This is a genomic window from Herbiconiux gentiana, assembly GCF_024978135.1.
GTDB lineage: Bacteria > Actinomycetota > Actinomycetes > Actinomycetales > Microbacteriaceae > Herbiconiux > Herbiconiux gentiana.
The window spans coordinates 127,125-142,927 of sequence record NZ_JANTEZ010000002.1 but is presented as its reverse complement, the minus strand read 5'-3'; the positions used below and the strand labels follow the sequence as shown (position 1 = coordinate 142,927).

Annotated in this window: 13 protein-coding genes; 11 read left to right on the top strand and 2 right to left on the bottom strand. The window is 72.7% G+C overall.

Going from position 1 to position 15,803, the window contains the following annotated elements; translation table 11 throughout:
* Window positions 1-14 precede the first annotated feature (14 nt).
* The gene (locus NVV95_RS04420) at window positions 15-767 is read right to left on the bottom strand and encodes an SDR family oxidoreductase (RefSeq protein ID WP_259485338.1); all 753 of its coding nucleotides are present in this window, start codon (window positions 765-767) and stop codon (window positions 15-17) included.
* Between the two features lie 165 nt (window positions 768-932).
* Between NVV95_RS04420 and NVV95_RS04415 the strand changes: the two genes are divergently transcribed.
* Together NVV95_RS04415 and NVV95_RS04410 are read left to right on the top strand one after the other, a co-directional pair.
* On the top strand, window positions 933-1,181 hold the full coding sequence (locus NVV95_RS04415) for a helix-turn-helix domain-containing protein (protein ID WP_259485337.1): 249 nt from the start codon (window positions 933-935) through the stop codon (window positions 1,179-1,181).
* Between the two features lie 21 nt (window positions 1,182-1,202).
* Complete coding sequence (locus tag NVV95_RS04410; RefSeq protein ID WP_259485336.1) at window positions 1,203-1,790, top strand: MmyB family transcriptional regulator; 588 nt, start codon at window positions 1,203-1,205, stop codon at window positions 1,788-1,790.
* A 48-nt stretch (window positions 1,791-1,838) separates the two neighbouring features.
* Here NVV95_RS04410 and NVV95_RS04405 read toward each other — a convergent pair whose 3' ends face one another.
* Complete coding sequence (locus NVV95_RS04405) at window positions 1,839-2,900, bottom strand: GNAT family acetyltransferase (RefSeq protein WP_259485335.1); 1,062 nt, start codon at window positions 2,898-2,900, stop codon at window positions 1,839-1,841.
* Between the two features lie 81 nt (window positions 2,901-2,981).
* Here NVV95_RS04405 and NVV95_RS04400 point away from each other — a divergent pair, with 81 nt between their 5' ends.
* The 9 genes from NVV95_RS04400 (at window position 2,982) to NVV95_RS04360 (ending at window position 15,794) form a co-directional block, all read left to right on the top strand.
* Window positions 2,982-3,455: a GNAT family N-acetyltransferase gene (locus NVV95_RS04400; protein WP_259485334.1), complete on the top strand. Its 474-nt coding sequence runs from the start codon at window positions 2,982-2,984 to the stop codon at window positions 3,453-3,455.
* Between the two features lie 92 nt (window positions 3,456-3,547).
* A complete protein-coding gene (locus tag NVV95_RS04395; protein WP_375163786.1) occupies window positions 3,548-7,174 on the top strand; it encodes a DNA polymerase III subunit gamma and tau in 3,627 nt (1,208 codons plus the stop codon).
* 144 nt (window positions 7,175-7,318) lie between these two features.
* Window positions 7,319-7,918, top strand: a complete 600-nt coding sequence (gene recR / locus NVV95_RS04390) for a recombination mediator RecR (protein ID WP_179546401.1) — start codon at window positions 7,319-7,321, stop codon at window positions 7,916-7,918.
* An 11-nt stretch (window positions 7,919-7,929) separates the two neighbouring features.
* On the top strand, window positions 7,930-9,855 hold the full coding sequence (locus NVV95_RS04385; RefSeq protein ID WP_259485333.1) for a bifunctional 3'-5' exonuclease/DNA polymerase: 1,926 nt from the start codon (window positions 7,930-7,932) through the stop codon (window positions 9,853-9,855).
* 85 nt (window positions 9,856-9,940) lie between these two features.
* Entirely contained in the window at window positions 9,941-11,209 is a 1,269-nt protein-coding gene (locus NVV95_RS04380; RefSeq protein ID WP_259485332.1) for an aspartate kinase, read from the top strand.
* A gap of 17 nt (window positions 11,210-11,226) precedes the next feature.
* Window positions 11,227-12,318, top strand: coding sequence for an aspartate-semialdehyde dehydrogenase (locus NVV95_RS04375; protein ID WP_259485331.1), 1,092 nt, complete (start codon window positions 11,227-11,229; stop codon window positions 12,316-12,318).
* A gap of 112 nt (window positions 12,319-12,430) precedes the next feature.
* Complete coding sequence (locus tag NVV95_RS04370; RefSeq protein ID WP_259485330.1) at window positions 12,431-13,165, top strand: SGNH/GDSL hydrolase family protein; 735 nt, start codon at window positions 12,431-12,433, stop codon at window positions 13,163-13,165.
* An 8-nt stretch (window positions 13,166-13,173) separates the two neighbouring features.
* Window positions 13,174-13,338, top strand: coding sequence for a hypothetical protein (locus NVV95_RS04365; protein WP_259485329.1), 165 nt, complete (start codon window positions 13,174-13,176; stop codon window positions 13,336-13,338).
* A complete protein-coding gene (locus NVV95_RS04360) occupies window positions 13,335-15,794 on the top strand; it encodes an EAL domain-containing protein (RefSeq protein ID WP_259485328.1) in 2,460 nt (819 codons plus the stop codon). The genes NVV95_RS04365 and NVV95_RS04360 overlap by 4 nt, the downstream gene beginning before the upstream one ends.
* The last annotated feature ends 9 nt before the right edge of the window (window positions 15,795-15,803 follow it).

The window sequence follows — 15,803 nt, the reverse complement described above, 5'->3', positions numbered from 1 at the left end:
GGCGGGCATCCGCGTCAGGACGCTCGGCCCGGCAGCAGGGTGAGCGCGCGCGAGCGCTGGGCGAGCAGCTCGGCGTAGCTGCCGTCGCGCTCGGCCCAGCGGAGGCGCCGGGCCGCCGCCACCACGATCTCGGCCGGTGTCGGCGTCTCGCCGAGCAGCCCCATCACCTCGTCGAGGAAGCCGTCGAGGGGCAGCGCGGCAGGGTTGACCTTCTCCTGGCCGGCGGTGGCGACCGCGGGCGGGATGAGCTCGGTGACGTGCACGCCGGTTCCGTCGAGCTGGGCGCGCAGGGCCTCGGTGTAGGCGTGCACGCCGGCCTTCGAGGCGCCGTACCCGGGCATCGGCGGGAACGGCAGGAAACCGATCCCCGAGCTGACCGTCACGATGTCGCCCGAGCCCCGCGCGACCAGGTGCGGCGTGAAGGCGTCGATCACTCGGATCGTGCCGAGCAGGTTCACCGCGATCGCCGCCTCGGTCTGCGCGAAGTGGGCGGGGTCGCGGAGGTCCTCCATCATCATGACCCCCGACATCGTGACGACGAGGTCGAGCTCGGCGTGCTGCGCGAGCACCTCGTCGCGGGCCCGCGCCACCGAGGCGGGGTCGGTCACGTCGACGGTGACCGTGGGGAACGTGTCGAGCCCGGGACGGTCGGTGTCGCGTCCGCCGATCACGACGGTGCTGCCGGCCGCGGCCAGGCGCCGGGCGAGGCCGAGGCCGATGCCGGAGGTGCCGCCGACGATGAGAGCGGTGCGGGAGGTGAGATCCATGGTGGTTCCTTCGGGTCGGGGTGGATGGGCTGCGGCAGGTCTGTCGTGACCGGCCGGGATGCGCATCCGATGCTCCACCGGTGGGCGGATGCGGGGGAGTCCTCCCGTGATCCGGGGAGTGGCAGGGCCCCCTCCCGCCGGCCGCGGCGTGGTTATCGTGAGAACGTGACCGCTGACCGCGCGCCGACCTCCGCCTCCGCCGGCGCCTCCGCATCCGCCTCCGCCGAGAACCGTCTGGGCGAGTACCTGCGCGCCCGCCGCGCCCTGGTAGCACCCGAGACCGTCGGACTCCCCGGCGGATCGCATCGCCGGGTTCCGGGCCTCCGTCGCGAGGAGGTCGCCCTGCTGGCGGGCATCAGCGCCGACTACTACCTGCGCCTCGAACGCGGCCGCGACAGCAATCCCTCGGCCTAGGTTCTCGAGGCTCTGGCCCGGGTGCTCCGTCTCGACGACGTCGAGACCGCCTACCTGCTCGGGCTCGCCAGGCCCCTTCCGCGCCGACGCTTCGAGCGACGCAGCGAGCGCGTGCCCGAGCGCCTGCACCACCTCCTCGCCGCGATCGAGCTGCCCGCGTTCGTCGAGGGTAGATCGTTCGACGTGCTCGCGTCGAACCCGCTCGCCGTCGCCTTCAACCCGCGACTGGTGCCGGGGCAGAACCGGCTGCGATCGCTGCTGCTCGATCCCGAGGAGCGGACCTTCCACGACGACTGGGAGCGTGCCTCCATCGACTCGGTGGCGGCCTTCCGCAGCACGATCGGCGATGACGTGACGGATGCCCGCACCGTCGAGCTGGTCGGTGAGCTCTCCCTGGCGAGCGGCCGGTTCCGCTCGCTCTGGGCGCGGCACGACGTCCAGCGGCTCGAGGGCGGGGTCGCGACCGTGCATCACCCGGTCGTCGGAGTGCTTCGGCTGAATCGCGAGAAGCTGCCCGTCGGGGACGTGCTGCTGGTGGTGTACTACCCCGACGAGCACTCCGATTCGGCCGAGCGCCTCGCTCTCCTGGCATCGAGCATCGCTTCCTGAGCCCGCGGGGGATCGTGGCGACGTAGGTAGGAGCGCGGGTGGGCGCCGTCAGGCGTCGGGGATGAGGCGTTTGCCGAAGCTGACGGCCGCGTCGCGGGTGTAGCTGAGGGTGCGGTAGAACTCCATCACGCCCTCGTTGCCCTCCCGGATCTGCAGGTTGACCTTCGGGCAGCCGAGCGCCAGCAGGCGCTGCTCGACCTCGTGCATCAGGGCGCGTCCGTCGCCGTGCCCCTGCCGCGCCGGCGTGACGGCGAGGTAGTTCACCCAGCCGCGGTGCCCGTCGAATCCGGCCATGGCGCTCGCCACGACGGCGCCCGCGGTGTCGACGCCCACCAGGAAGAGCTCCGGCTGCACCGTGAGCTTCCGCGCGATGTCGCGGTGCGGGTCGTTCCAGGGGCGGGTGAGTCCGCAGGCGGCCCAGAGGGTGACGACCTGCTCGGTGTCGGCCTCGTCGAAGGGGCGGATGCTCAGCCCGGCGCCGCCCGCCTGCAGAGGGTCGGGCGCAGCCGGGCGCCCGGCGTCGGCGGGGCCAAGGGTGCGGCTCAGGGCATCCGTCATCGACCGACGCTGCACCTCGGGCGGATACGTCTCGGGATCGGCCGCCCCCAGCGTGTTCATGCCCTCGGCGACCGCCACCAGCGTGCGGGCCTCGGTGCGGATGCGCTCAGCCGACCACGCGGGCCGGCTCGCCCCCAGCAGGCGCTCGACCCGCGCGACGAAACTGCGGTTGCCCGCCCGGTGCCGCTCGGCGAGCGTCGGATCGGCCAGCGCCGCCGCGAGGTAGCTCACCCAGACGCGGGCCTCGTCGGCCGAGCGGTCGTCGAGCGACAGCGCGTTCAGGAGCACCGCCTCGAGGGCCTGCCCGGGCGTCGCGGCCGCGGCCTCGGCGGCGTCGGCGCGCAATCGGGTGGCGGCGTGCAGCAGGTCGCGGGCGTGCAGGAGCAGCGCGTCCTTCGTGGGGAACGCGTGCATCACGAGGCCCGTGGTGCAGCCCGCGCGCTCGGCCACCGCGCGGATCGTCAGCCCCGGCAGCCCGCGCTCGGTGAGCACGGCCCAGGTGGCCTCGCTGAGGCGCTGCCGCTGATCGTCGACGTCGCGCTGGCGTGCCATCGTGCATCCGTTCTGTTCTCGGTTCGGCTTTGCCCGCCAGCATAACAACCGTTACGGTAATGCTTGTCACGAAAGGAACCCATGACCCGTCGCCCCGCCCTGGCCGTCACCATCGAGCGCGTGCCCTTCGACGATCCGGCCGCCGACGCCCTGCGCCGCGCCCAGCGCGCCGAGCTCGATGAGCGCTACGGCCGCGACGACCACGAGCCGGGCGCCGTGCCGACGGCGGCGTCGGTGCCCGTGTTCCTCGTGGCGCGCACGGCGTCGGGCGAGGCCGTGGGGTGCGGCGGGCTGCGACCGCTGCCCGGCGGGGGTGCGGAGATCAAGCGGATGTTCGTGCATCCGGATGCCCGGGGACGAGGCGTCTCGACGGCCGTGCTGCGGGCGCTCGAGGAGGAGGCGCGGCAGCTCGGGGTCGAGCGGCTGGTGCTCGAGACCGGCATCGAGCAGCCCGATGCGATGCGTTTCTACGAGCGCGAGGGCTACGAGCGGATCGAGCCCTTCGGGCCGTACATCGGCTCGGAGCTCTCGGTCTGCTACGCCCTCACCCTCTGACCCGCCCCCGCCCCGGTGTCGGTGGCCGCAGGTAGTCTTAGCGGGTGGTTACCGCCCTCTATCGCCGCTATCGGCCCGAGACCTTCGCCGAGATGATCGGGCAGTCGCAGGTGACCGATCCGCTCATGACGGCGCTGCGCACGAACCGCGTCAATCACGCCTATCTGTTCAGCGGCCCGCGCGGCTGCGGCAAGACGACGTCGGCGCGCATCCTGGCCCGCTGCCTGAACTGCGCCGAGGGCCCCACCGACACCCCTTGCGGCGTCTGCCCGTCGTGTGTCGAGCTGAGCCGCGACGGCATGGGCTCGCTCGACGTGGTCGAGATCGACGCCGCTTCGCACGGTGGCGTCGACGATGCCCGCGACCTCCGTGAGCGCGCGATCTTCGCGCCGGCACGCGACCGCTTCAAGATCTTCATCATCGACGAGGCGCACATGGTGACCTCGGGCGGCTTCAACGCGCTGCTCAAGATCGTCGAGGAGCCGCCGGAGCACATCAAGTTCATCTTCGCCACGACCGAGCCCGACAAGGTCATCGGCACCATCCGCTCGCGAACCCACCACTACCCGTTCCGGCTCATCCCGCCGGCACAGCTGCTGGAGTACGTGCAGTCGCTCTGCGAGTCGGAGGGCGTCGACGTCGCTCCCGGCGTGCTGCCCCTCGTCGTGCGCGCGGGTGGCGGCTCGGCCCGAGACACGCTGTCGCTGCTCGACCAGCTGATCGCCGGCTCCGAGAACAACCACGTCGACTACGAGCGCGCCGTCGCCCTGCTCGGCTACACCCACGGCGCCCTGCTCTCCGAGGCGGTCGACGCCCTCGGCACCCACGACGGCGCGGCCGTCTTCGACGCGGTCGACCGCGTCATCCAGACCGGTCAAGACCCGCGCCGCTTCGTCGAAGACCTGCTCGAGCGCCTCCGCGACATCATCGTGGTCTCGGCCACCCGCGAGCAGGCCGCCTCCGTGCTGCGCGGCGTGCCGGCCGACGACCTCGAGGTCATGCGGCGGCAGGCCGCCCTGTTCGGGCACGCGGAGCTCTCACGGGTTGCCGACATCGTGAACTCGTCGCTGAGCGAGATGACCGGGGCGACGTCGCCGCGGCTGCATCTGGAGCTGATGATGGCTCGGGCGCTGGTGCCGGGGGCTGACGACACCCAGCGCGGGGCGTTGGCTCGGGTGGAGCGGTTGGAGCGGCGGATCGGGGTGGATGCGCCGGGCGGGGGGCCTTGGGCTGGGTCTTCTGGTTCTGGTTCTTTTGTGCCGGCTTCGGCTGCGCCGTCGGTGCCTGCTGTCGTCTCTTCGCCGACCGCGCCGTCGGCGCCGGCTGTCGTTTCTTCGCCGACCGTGCCGGTGCCCTCATCGGCGCCCGCTGCGCCGTCCGGTGTCACCGAGTCGGCATCGCTCCCGGCCGACACGGTTCCGGATGCCGCGGCCGCTGCCGCCTCGTGGAACGTCGCCGCGGGTGCCGACTCCTCCGCCCACCCGTCGTCGTCGCCCGCTCCGGCTGCCCCGCCCACCGCGGTCGAGACCCCCGACGTCGTGGCCGTCCCCCCGGCGGCCACGCCCGTGCAGACCGTCGCGGCCGCAGCCGGCGAGGTCACGCTGCAGCAGCTGAAAGACGCGTGGCCCGAGATCCTCGAGGCTGTGCAGAAGGCGAAGATGACCGCCTGGCTGGTCGTCTTCACCGCCCAGGTGCGCGCCCTCGACGGCGACGTGCTCACCCTCGCCTTCCCCAGCGAGAACGACGTCGCGAGCTTCAAAGAGCGCTCGGCCCCCGGCCAGGGCGTCAGCGAGTACCTCCGCCAGGCGATCCTCGACGTCCTGGGCCTCCGCGTGAAGTACATCGCCCGCGTCGACACCACCCTCCGCCCCCACGACGCGTCCGCCGCGCCAGTCGCTTCCGGGGCTCCGGCAGCTTCGGCCGCGCCAGCACCCGCCGCAGCCCCGGCTATTTCCGCGGCGCCAGCACCCTCCGCGGCCCCGGCACCCTCGGCGGCCCCGGCACCCTCGGCGCCCCCGGCTATTTCCGCGGCGCCGGCACCCTCGGCGGCGCCGGCACCCTCGGCCGCGCCGGCACCCTCCGCGCCCCCGGCTACTTCCGCGGCGCCCGCACCCTCGGCGGCCCCGGCACCCTCGGCGGCCCCGGCTACTTCCGCGGCGCCGGCACCCTCGGCGCCCCCAGTGCCTGCCGCGCCCTCGGCTACCTCCGCGACGCCGACTGCCGCTGCGCCCGCCCCGTCTGCAGCTCCTGCTGCCGCTGCGCCCACCCCGTCTGCAGCTCCTGCTGCCGCAGACGCCACCCCGCCCGCGCAGCCGACCGAGCCTTCTACCCCCGCCGAACCTTCCACACCCACCGAGCCGGCGACGGCTACCCCACCAGCGCCGTCGAGCGAGACCGTGGCGCCTGGGGTCTCCAAGACATCGGCCGACTCTGCCGCCCCGACCGCACCCTCGTCGGCTGGCCTGGATGCATCTGACAGCACTGGTGCGGACGAGGACGACGACGAGTTCGACGAGGACGAGGAGCTCGAAGAGCTCCCGCCCGAGGAGGAGCTCGCTCCCGAGCCCAAGGCCGTCGTCGACTCCTCCGGGTGGACGGTTCCCGGCCTGAACGAGAACACCGCCACCGCCCCCGCCGAGCCGGGCCCCGAGAGCGATTCCGCGGAGGTGGCGCGCGTGCGCGCCCAGCTCGCGGCACTCCGCGGCGGCGCCACCGCCCCGCAGGCCCCGAACCCGCGCACGTCGGTACCGATCCAGCGTCCGCTGAGCGAGGCGCCAGCCGAGGCACCCGCTCAGCGTCTGCAGGGTGGGACAGCAGGGCAGCGTCCACAAGGTGAGGCGTCAGCGCAGCGTCCCCAGGGGGAGGCGCCCGTTCAGCGCCCGCAGAGCGAGGCAGCGGTCGCGCGCCCGCAGGGCGAGGCAGCGGGGCAGCGTTCGCAGGGCGAAGCGTCAGCGCAGCGTCCCCAGGGCGAGGCACCGCCGCAGCGTTCGCAGCAGGCACCGTCGCAGCGTGGGCGAGGTGCGCCCATGCGGGGGCCGCAGGGTGCTCCGGTGCAGGGTTCGCAGGGGGCGCGCGCGGCGGCGACGACGTCGTGGGACGTCGTGGCGATTCCTACGTCGGGCGACGAGGAGCCGCCGCCTTACGACGAGCCCATGCCGAGTGACGAGCCTGATCTGCCGCCGTCGCTGGCCGACATCCTGCCGAGTGGGGGCGAGAATTTCGGTGGCCCGACCGGTCCTACCGGTCAGCGCGGCGGGGCGCCTGGTGGACAGAGCGATGCTCGGCGGCCCGGCGCCCAAGAGGGTGCTGCGTCGAGGGATCGGCAGGGCGCCGGCCGCCCGCCGCAGGGTGGGCGTGACGGTGGCGCACGAGCGGGCGACCCGGCCGCGCGGCCCGGGGCGCTGCGGTTCGAGGCGTCCGGGCCCGAGGGGGCTTCAGCCGCCGATGGGTCACAGTCCGGCGGGCCTCAGCGTGGCGGGTCGCAGGCCGGCGGGCCCGGTGCTGCTCAATCGAGTGGGCCGGGTGCGGCTCAGTCGGGCGGGCCGGGTGCTGTTCGGTCGGGCGGGGCGGGTGGGGCTCAGCGCGGTGGGGCGGATGCGCCTCAGCGCGGCGGGGGCGCTGCCGCCGGCGGGCGGGCTCGGTACGGCGAGGCCGTCGTGCGGGAGATCCTCGGCGCCAACTTCATCGAGGAGCAGCCGCTGCCCGGCCGCGAGGGGTAGCGCCCGCGGGCGCTCCGCCGCGGGACGGCCAGCGACGGGTGACCGTCGGCACGAACATCCGAAGACCTCGACGCACGAACGTCTCGACCACACGAACATCTCGACCACACGACCATCTCAGAGAGAGACCCAGAGCCCAGTCGCATGTACGAAGGCATCGTTCAGGAACTGATCGACGAGCTCGGCCGCCTGCCCGGGATCGGGCCGAAGTCGGCTCAGCGCATCGCGTTCCACATCGTGCAGACGGAGTCGTTCGACGTCAGCCGGCTGGCCGAGATCTTGACGGATGTGCGGGAGAAGGTGCACTTCTGCCAGATCTGCGGCAACGTCTCCGAGCAGGAGACGTGCGGCATCTGCCGCGACCCGCGTCGGGCGCAGAACCTCATCTGCGTGGTAGAGGAGGCGAAGGACGTCGTCGCGATCGAGCGAACGCGCGAGTTCCGCGGGCTGTATCACGTGCTCGGTGGGGCGATCAGCCCGATCGACGGGATCGGGCCCGACAATCTGCGCATCCGAGAGCTGATGCAGCGGCTCGCCGACGGCACCGTCACCGAGGTGATCATCGCCACCGACCCGAACCTCGAAGGGGAGGCGACCGCGACCTACCTGTCGCGGCTGCTCACGACGCTCGAGATCCGCGTGACGCGACTGGCATCGGGCCTGCCCGTCGGCGGCGACCTCGAGTACGCCGACGAGGTCACCCTCGGCCGCGCCTTCGAAGGGCGCCGCCTCGTCGAGAACTGACGCGCCGCCCCGTGGCTGACGTGCCCGCTGCGACCGGCGTGCCGCGCGAAGACGGTGCGGCGCCCGCCACAGACGTGCAGGCCCAGGCCAGCGCGCCGCCCGCGTACGTCGTCGTGTCCGAGCCGCGCCCCGGCCGGGTGCTGCTCGAGCCGCTCGATGCCGACGGGGCCCCCGTCGGGTCCGCGGCGGAACTCGCCCGCCCCGACCTCGCCGCAGCCGTGGCGGAGCACGAACGCGACCGCCCGCGCTGGGTCTGGAACGACACCCAACGCTGGTACCCCACCCTCCTCGCCGAGAACGTCCGAGTCGACCGCTGCGTCGACCTCCGCCTCTGCCACACGATCCTCCGCACCTCGGCGCTCACGGCGCACTCGACCCTGGCGACCTCGCCCGCCTCGGCGTGGGACACCCTCCGCCCGGCCGGCGCCCCGGCTCCCACCTCTGCCGCGCCCCTGAAGGCCGCGCCGCTCTCCCTCTTCGACGACCTCTTCCTCACCGACGACGACCCCGTTCCTCCATCGAGCCGTCACAAATCGCCCTATGAGCGCTCCGAGAGGGCGGTTTTCGACGGCTCGATGGGGGAGGGGGACGGGGACGGGAAGAGGGAGGGAGGCGGGGCCGGGGCGGGGGCCGCCCCCGACGAGCGCCGCGAGTTCGCCCTGCAGCGCGACGCGATCGCGACCGCACTCGACCCGAGCCGCATCGCCCTGCTCGTGGCCGCCGAGTCCGTCGGCGCCCTGGCCGCCGCCGAGCTCCGTCACGCCGGCCTCCCGTGGAGCGCCACCCGTCACGACGCCCTCCTCACCCGCGTGCTCGGCCCGCGCCCCCGCGACGGCGAGCGACCGGCCGAGCTCGAGCGACTGCTGCAGCGCATCCGGAGTCTGCTGAACGACCCAACGGTCAACCCCGACTCGCCCGTCGAACTGCTGAAGGCCCTGCGCCGCGCCGGAATCACGGTCGACAGCACCCGCGAGTGGGAGCTCAAGACCGTGCAGCACCCCGCCATCGAACCCCTGCTCGACTACAAGAAGCGCTCGCGCCTGCTCACCGCCAACGGCTGGAACTGGCTCGACACCTGGGTCGTCGACGGCCGGTTCCACGCGAACTACCTCCCGGGCGGCGTCGTCACGGGCCGGTGGGCGGCCGAAGGCGGCGGGGCGCTGCAGCTGCCCAAGCAGGTGCGCAGCGCGGTCGTCGCCGACGAGGGGCGGATGCTCGTGGTCGCCGACGCCGCCCAGCTCGAGCCGCGCATCCTGGCCGCCCTCGCCGGCGACCGGGCCATGGCCGCAGCCGGGCGCGGCCGGGACCTCTACGACGGCATCGTCGCCTCGGGCGCGGTCGACACGAGGGCGCATGCCAAACTCGGCATGCTCGGCGCGATGTACGGCGGCACGGCCGGCGAGAGCGGGCGCATGTTGCCGCGCCTCGCCCGCGCCTTCCCGGCGGCGGTCGCCTACGTCGAGGCGGCGGCCCGCACGGGCGAGACGGGCGGCGTGGTGAGCACGCGCCTCGGCCGCACGAGCCCGCACCCGAGCGCCGAGTGGCGTGACCTGCACGAGCTGGCGGCCTCCGACGGGGCGACGGATGCTCTGCGAACCCGCGCCCGCACCGAGGCCCGCTCGTGGGGTCGCTTCACCCGCAACTTCGTGGTGCAGGGCACGGCCGCCGAGTGGGCGCTGTGCTGGATCGGCTCGATCCGCCGCCGCCTGCACAGCCTGGGCCGGCGGGACGGCGCAGCAGCGCTCACCGACGAACCCCACCTCTCCTTCTTCCTGCACGACGAGGTGATGGTGCACACCCCTGCCCACCTCGCCGAGGCGGTGGCTCACGAGCTGCGCGAGGCCGCCGCCGAGGCCGGCCGCCTCATCTTCGGCGACGCACCGGTCGAATTCCCGGTCACCGTCGCGATCGTCGACAGCTACGACCAGGCGAAGTGACGCACCACCGCCCGCCGTAACGTCCCATCCCCCCCGCGATATAGTCGAGAGGTCGCCCCGCCCCCGCCCCACCAGGAGTCCCACAGTGAGCTTGATCGTGCAGAAGTTCGGCGGCTCGTCGGTCGCCGACGCCGAGAGCATCAAGCGGGTGGCCAAGCGCATCGTCGAGACCCGCAAAGCCGGCAACGAGGTCGTCGTCGCGGTGAGCGCCATGGGCGACACCACCGACGAGCTGCTCGATCTCGCGCACGAGGTCGCCCCCATCCCCGCCCCGCGCGAGATGGACATGCTGCTCTCCGCCGGTGAGCGCATCTCCATGGCGCTGCTCGCCATGGCCATCGAGAGCCTCGGCCACACCGCCCGCAGCTTCACGGGCAGCCAGGCCGGCATGATCACGGATGCCCGTCACGGCGCCGCCCGCATCGTCGACGTCACCCCCGTGCGCCTACGCGAGGCGCTCGACGACGGGGCGATCGTGATCGTCGCGGGCTTCCAGGGTTTCAACCGCGACACGAAGGACATCACTACTCTCGGTCGCGGCGGCTCCGACACGACGGCCGTCGCCCTGGCCGCCGCGCTGAACGCCGACGTCTGCGAGATCTACACCGACGTCGACGGCATCTTCTCGGCCGACCCGCGGCTGGTGCCCAAGGCCCACAAGATCGACCGCATCACGAGCGAGGAGATGCTCGAGCTGGCGGCCAACGGCGCGAAGGTGCTCTACATCCGGGCCGTGGAGTACGCGCGCCGGCACGGGGTCACGCTGCACGTGCGCTCGAGCTTCAACAACAACGAGGGCACCATCGTCTACAACCCCACCGAAAGCGAGACCGCCGTGGAAGAGCCCCTGATCGCCGGAGTCGCCACCGACCTGAGCGAAGCGAAGATCACCGTGGTCGGCGTGCCCGACATCCCGGGCAAGGCGGCGCAGATCTTCACGCTCGTGGCCAAGACCGGCGCGAACATCGACATGATCGTGCAGAACGTCTCGGCGGCCAGCACCGGGCTCACCGACATCTCGTTCACCCTGCCCAAGAGCGAGGGCCAGCAGGTGCTCACGGCGCTCCGGGCCGAGCAGTCGGAGACCGGCTTCCTCGGCCTGCAGTACGACGACCAGATCGGCAAGCTGGCGCTCGTGGGCGCCGGCATGCGCACCAACGCGGGCGTCTCGGCGAAGCTGTTCACCGCGCTGTTCGAGGCGGGCATCAACATCGAGATGATCTCGACGTCCGAGATCCGCATCTCGGTGGTCACCCGCGCCGACACCATCAACGACGCCCTGCGCGTCGTGCACACGGCCTTCGGCCTCGACGGCACCGAAGAGGCCGTCGTGCACGCCGGCACCGGCCGCTGACGAAAAGAGACATACAGATGAGCAAGGCATTCAACGTCGGCGTCGTGGGCGCCACCGGCCAGGTCGGCAAGGTCATGCGCCGCCTCCTGGAAGAGCGCGAGTTCCCGATCGCGTCGATCCGCTTCTTCGCCACCGCCCGCAGCGCCGGCACCGTGCTCCCGTTCCGCGGCGAGGACGTCGTGGTCGAGGACGTCGAGACCGCCGACCCCACGGGGCTCGACATCGCCCTCTTCTCGGCCGGCGCCACCGGCTCCCGCGCCCAGGCGCCGCGCTTCGCGGCGGCCGGCGTCACGGTCATCGACAACTCCAGCGCCTGGCGCATGGACCCGGACGTGCCGCTCGTCGTCTCCGAGGTGAACCCGCACGCGATCGCCGAGGCGACCAAGGGCATCATCGCGAACCCGAACTGCACGACCATGGCGGCCATGCCCGTGCTGAAGGTGCTGCACGAGGAGGCCGGCCTCGAGCGTCTCATCGTCTCCACCTACCAGGCGGTCTCGGGCTCGGGCCTCGCCGGTGCCGAGGAGCTGGCCGACCAGGCCCGCGCCGCGGTCGCCGACGAGCACCTCCTCGACCTGGTGCACGACGGCTCCGCCGTGACGATGCCCGAGCCGGTGAAGTACGTGCGCCCCATCGCGTTCGACGTCATCCCGCTGGCCGGCTCGATCGTCGACGACGGCGACGAGGAGACCGACGAGGAGAAGAAGCTCCGCAACGAGAGCCGCAAGATCCTCGAGCTGCCCGAGCTGCTCGTGTCGGGCACCTGCGTGCGCGTGCCGGTGTTCACCGGTCACTCGCTGTCGATCAACGCCGAGTTCGCGAACGACATCACGCCCGACCGCGCCCGTGAGCTGCTCGCGGCGGCTCCCGGCGTCGAGCTGTCCGAGGTGCCGACGCCGCTGCAGGCGGCCGGCAGCGACCCGAGCTTCGTGGGGCGCATCCGCCAAGACCAGTCGGCCCCCGGCAAGCGCGGCCTCGCCCTGTTCATCTCGAACGACAACCTGCGGAAGGGTGCGGCGCTCAACGCCGTGCAGATCGCCGAGGTCATCGCGGCCACGGCCGGTGCCGCCGCCGACAGCGCCGAGGCCACCGCGACCGCGGGCGTCTAGCACCAGCGCCGGCACCCACCACCGCCACCACCCCCACCGCCGGCACCAGCGCCACCACCCGCGCGACCCCCGCGGCACCAATCCCCGAGACGCGCTGCACCGAACACTCCACATGGAGCCTCGTGCAGCGCGTCTCGTCGTCATCGCCGTGGCCGCGCTCGTGGCGGTCTGCGCCGTGCTCGTCACGGTCTCGATCGTGACGAAGACGAGCAGCGCCGGCCAGCCCGGCGCCGGCACGACCTCCGGCGCCGAAGCCGCCCCGCTCGACCCCGACGCTCCCGTCGTGGCCTTCTACGGCGACTCCTACACGCTCGGCACCGGCGCCTCCGACCCGTCGAAGCGCTGGTCGAGCATCATCTCCGCCGAGCGCGGCTGGAACGAGTTCAACTACTGCGTCAACGGCCTCGGCTTCGTGAACCACCGCCAGAGCACGCCGCCCGACTACGGCCCCGAGGACGGCGTCTCCCGCTCCATCGCGGCCGACCCCGACATCCTCTTCGTCACGATGGGCCTGAACGACAACTTCTCGATGCCCGACCGCGCCGCCGACATCCAGAGCGCCATCGCCACCGACTTCCAGACCCTGCGCACCGCCCTCCCCGACACCCGCATCGTGGTGGTCGAGCCCTTCTGGTACACGGATGACCGTCCCGGCTCGGTCGCCCAGATCATCGACTGGGTGCAGAGCGAGGCCGCCGTCATCGACGCCGACTTCGTGCCGGGCGCCTCGCACTGGATCGAGGGGCACCCGGAGTGGATGGCCTCCGACGGCCTGCACCCGAACGACGCGGGCTACGCCGAGATGGCCCTGCGCATGGACGAGTCGCTCCGGGCGATCGGCCTCTGACCGAACGGATGCACGGCCGCACCCCCGGCCCCGCCGACACCACCGGCCGCACCGACGCCACCGGCCGCACCGACGCGCCCGCCCGCACCGACGCGCCCGGCCTCGCCCACGCGACCGGCCCCGCCGGGCCCGGCGCACCCGCCCACCCCGGTCCGGATAAACTCGCGGCATGACGCTGCGCGACACGATCCGGACGAGGTCCTTCCTCGGCTCGGCCGCGCTCGCCACCGTGACCGTGCTGACCGCCGTCGCGGGCGTCGTCGCCGGCCTGATCGACCCACCCGAGACCATCGTCGCCTGCCTCGTCTTCCTGGTCGCCGTGGGGGTCACGGCGGTCTTCCAGCAGCCCATCGGCCGCGTGCCCGGCCTGCCGCCCTTCGGCGTCGCCGGCGCCCTGCTCGTCATCGCGCTCCCCGCCGAGAACCCGGTGCTCGAGGTGGGGCTCTGGGTGATCGCGTTCTTCGTGTCGAAGGCCGTCAGCTCGCGCTCGCCGTGGATGGCCGCGCAGTGGACCGGGGTGGGCGCGCTCGGCGCGATCGCCTTCGTGGCCCTCGGCCGCGCGCTGATCGCCGCCGGGCTGCCCGCCGCGGTCGCGATCGTGCTCGCCACGGCCGCGCACTTCGCGGTGGTGCTCGCCGTCTACCTGGCCTGGCAGCAGTTCCGCTGGAGTGCCGACGGCGGACGCGGCCTCTCGGGCATCAGTGTGCCGCGCATCCTCATGGTCTTCGCCCTCTCGACCGTGGTGGGCCTCGCCGTGCACGTGGCCAGCGTCGGCTCACTGGGCCTTCTCGGCACGGGCGAGAACGTCGAACTGGCGCGGATGACCGTGCCGCTGCTGATGGTCGCGCTGCTGTTCTACGGGCTCGCCAAGCGCTCCCAGACCCGCAGCGGCGAGCGGCGACTGAGCGGCGTGGTCGACGCGGCGCGCGCCCTGCCCTGGGACCTGACGGCCGACCCCAAGGAGGCCATGGTCGAGTTCGCCCGGCGGGCGATCGACGCGACCGAGTTCGAGGTGCGGCGCACCCCGCCCGGGCGGAACGAGATCGGTGCCCGCTACTCGGCGCTCGACACCACCGACCCGCAGCTCAACCCCGAGTCGATCGCCCAGGCCGACGACGACGTCGCCAACGAGCACCGCGAGGACGCGGTGGAGCCGCAGGAGTTCCTGGTGGCCAGCCGCAAGACCGGGGGAGTGCCGTTCAGCGCCGACGACGAGCTCGCGCTCGACGCCATCGGGCACATCGCCAGCGAGACGGCGCGGGTGCGGGGCGCCTACGACACCCTGCTCGACCGGGTCGACCGCGACTCGCTCACCGGCCTGCCGAACTACAACGCCTTCCAGCGCTCCCTGGCGCGCCTGAACGAGGACCGCACCTACGCCTCGGGCATCGCGGTGCTGTTCATCGACCTCGACCAGTTCAAGCGGCTGAACGACACCGAGGGCCACCACATCGGCGACGAGATGCTGTCGGTCGTGGCCACGCGCCTGCGGGCCAGTGTGCGGCCGCACGACTTCGTCGCCCGTGTGGGCGGCGACGAGTTCGTCGTGGTGCTCACGAAGCTGCAGTCGCTCGCCGAGGCCAAGGGGGTCACCGACCGCATCGTGGCGAACATCGGGGCGCCCGCGAGCCTCGCCGGCCGGGAGTTCCGGCCGCTGGTGAGCGTGGGCCTCGCGTACTCGGGCCATCAGGAGACCGATCCGCAGTCGATCGTGGTCGACGCCGACCACTCGATGCTCGCGATCAAGAAGTCGCGTCGTCAGGGCGGCCCGTCGTCGGAGTCGAGCGTCGGCATCTCGCCGCACCGCTCCAGCCGCATCAACGAGATCGTGGCGCGGGCCATCGACGACGGCTCGCTGAACGTCGTCTACCAACCCATCGTGAACACGCTGGAAGACAAGATCTGGGCCTTCGAGTCGCTGGTGCGCTACACGCATCCCGAGCTCGGACGCATCTCGACGGCGTCGCTGATCGAGAAGGCGAAGGGCCTCGGCCGCATGGACGAGCTGACCCGCCAGGTGATCGCGACCTCGCTGCAGTCGGGGCGGGAGTTCCGCAAGCTCGTGCCCGGTGTCACCGTGATGACGATCAACCTCGAGGTGGAGCAGATCCGCGACGAGCACGTCGGGGCGTTCCTGAAGGACATCGTGCCCCGCTACCCCGACGTCACCCTCTGCCTCGAGCTGAACGAGCGGTCGACGAAGGACATCGACGACGATCTGCGCGCCCAGGCCGAGCTGTTCCGCGAGCTCGGCATGCTGATCGCCCTCGACGACTACGGGTCGGAGGCCTCCTCCGTGGGAGCCCTGGTGCGCATCCCGATGGACATCCTGAAGATCGACCGCTCGCTCGTCGACAACCTGGAGGACACGCGCCAGCGCGAGGTCGTGCGTGCGCTGCAGGGCTTCGGCGACGCGTTCGACTACTCCACGATCGTCGAGGGCATCGAGACCCAGGACGCGGTGGACGTGCTCGTCGGCATCGGCGTGCGGCACGCGCAGGGGTTCTTCTACGGCCGCCCTGCCCCGTTCGCGCAGACCATGTCGCGGCTGAAGAGCTACGGCGCCGCGGGCACCGTGGGTCGCTCCGCCCCGACGGCCGCTCCGGCCGAGGCCACCCGGGCGGGATAGAGTTGCGCT

Coding starts and splice junctions, on each gene's coding strand:
- NVV95_RS04420 (WP_259485338.1), bottom strand. CDS start 767: ATGGATCTCACCTCCCGCACCGCTCTCATCGTCGGCGGCACCTCCGGC.
- NVV95_RS04405 (WP_259485335.1), bottom strand. CDS start 2,900: ATGGCACGCCAGCGCGACGTCGACGATCAGCGGCAGCGCCTCAGCGAG.
- NVV95_RS04400 (WP_259485334.1), top strand. CDS start 2,982: ATGACCCGTCGCCCCGCCCTGGCCGTCACCATCGAGCGCGTGCCCTTC.
- NVV95_RS04395 (WP_375163786.1), top strand. CDS start 3,548: ATGATCGGGCAGTCGCAGGTGACCGATCCGCTCATGACGGCGCTGCGC.
- recR (WP_179546401.1), top strand. CDS start 7,319: ATGTACGAAGGCATCGTTCAGGAACTGATCGACGAGCTCGGCCGCCTG.
- NVV95_RS04375 (WP_259485331.1), top strand. CDS start 11,227: ATGAGCAAGGCATTCAACGTCGGCGTCGTGGGCGCCACCGGCCAGGTC.
- NVV95_RS04370 (WP_259485330.1), top strand. CDS start 12,431: ATGGAGCCTCGTGCAGCGCGTCTCGTCGTCATCGCCGTGGCCGCGCTC.
- NVV95_RS04365 (WP_259485329.1), top strand. CDS start 13,174: ATGCACGGCCGCACCCCCGGCCCCGCCGACACCACCGGCCGCACCGAC.
- NVV95_RS04360 (WP_259485328.1), top strand. CDS start 13,335: ATGACGCTGCGCGACACGATCCGGACGAGGTCCTTCCTCGGCTCGGCC.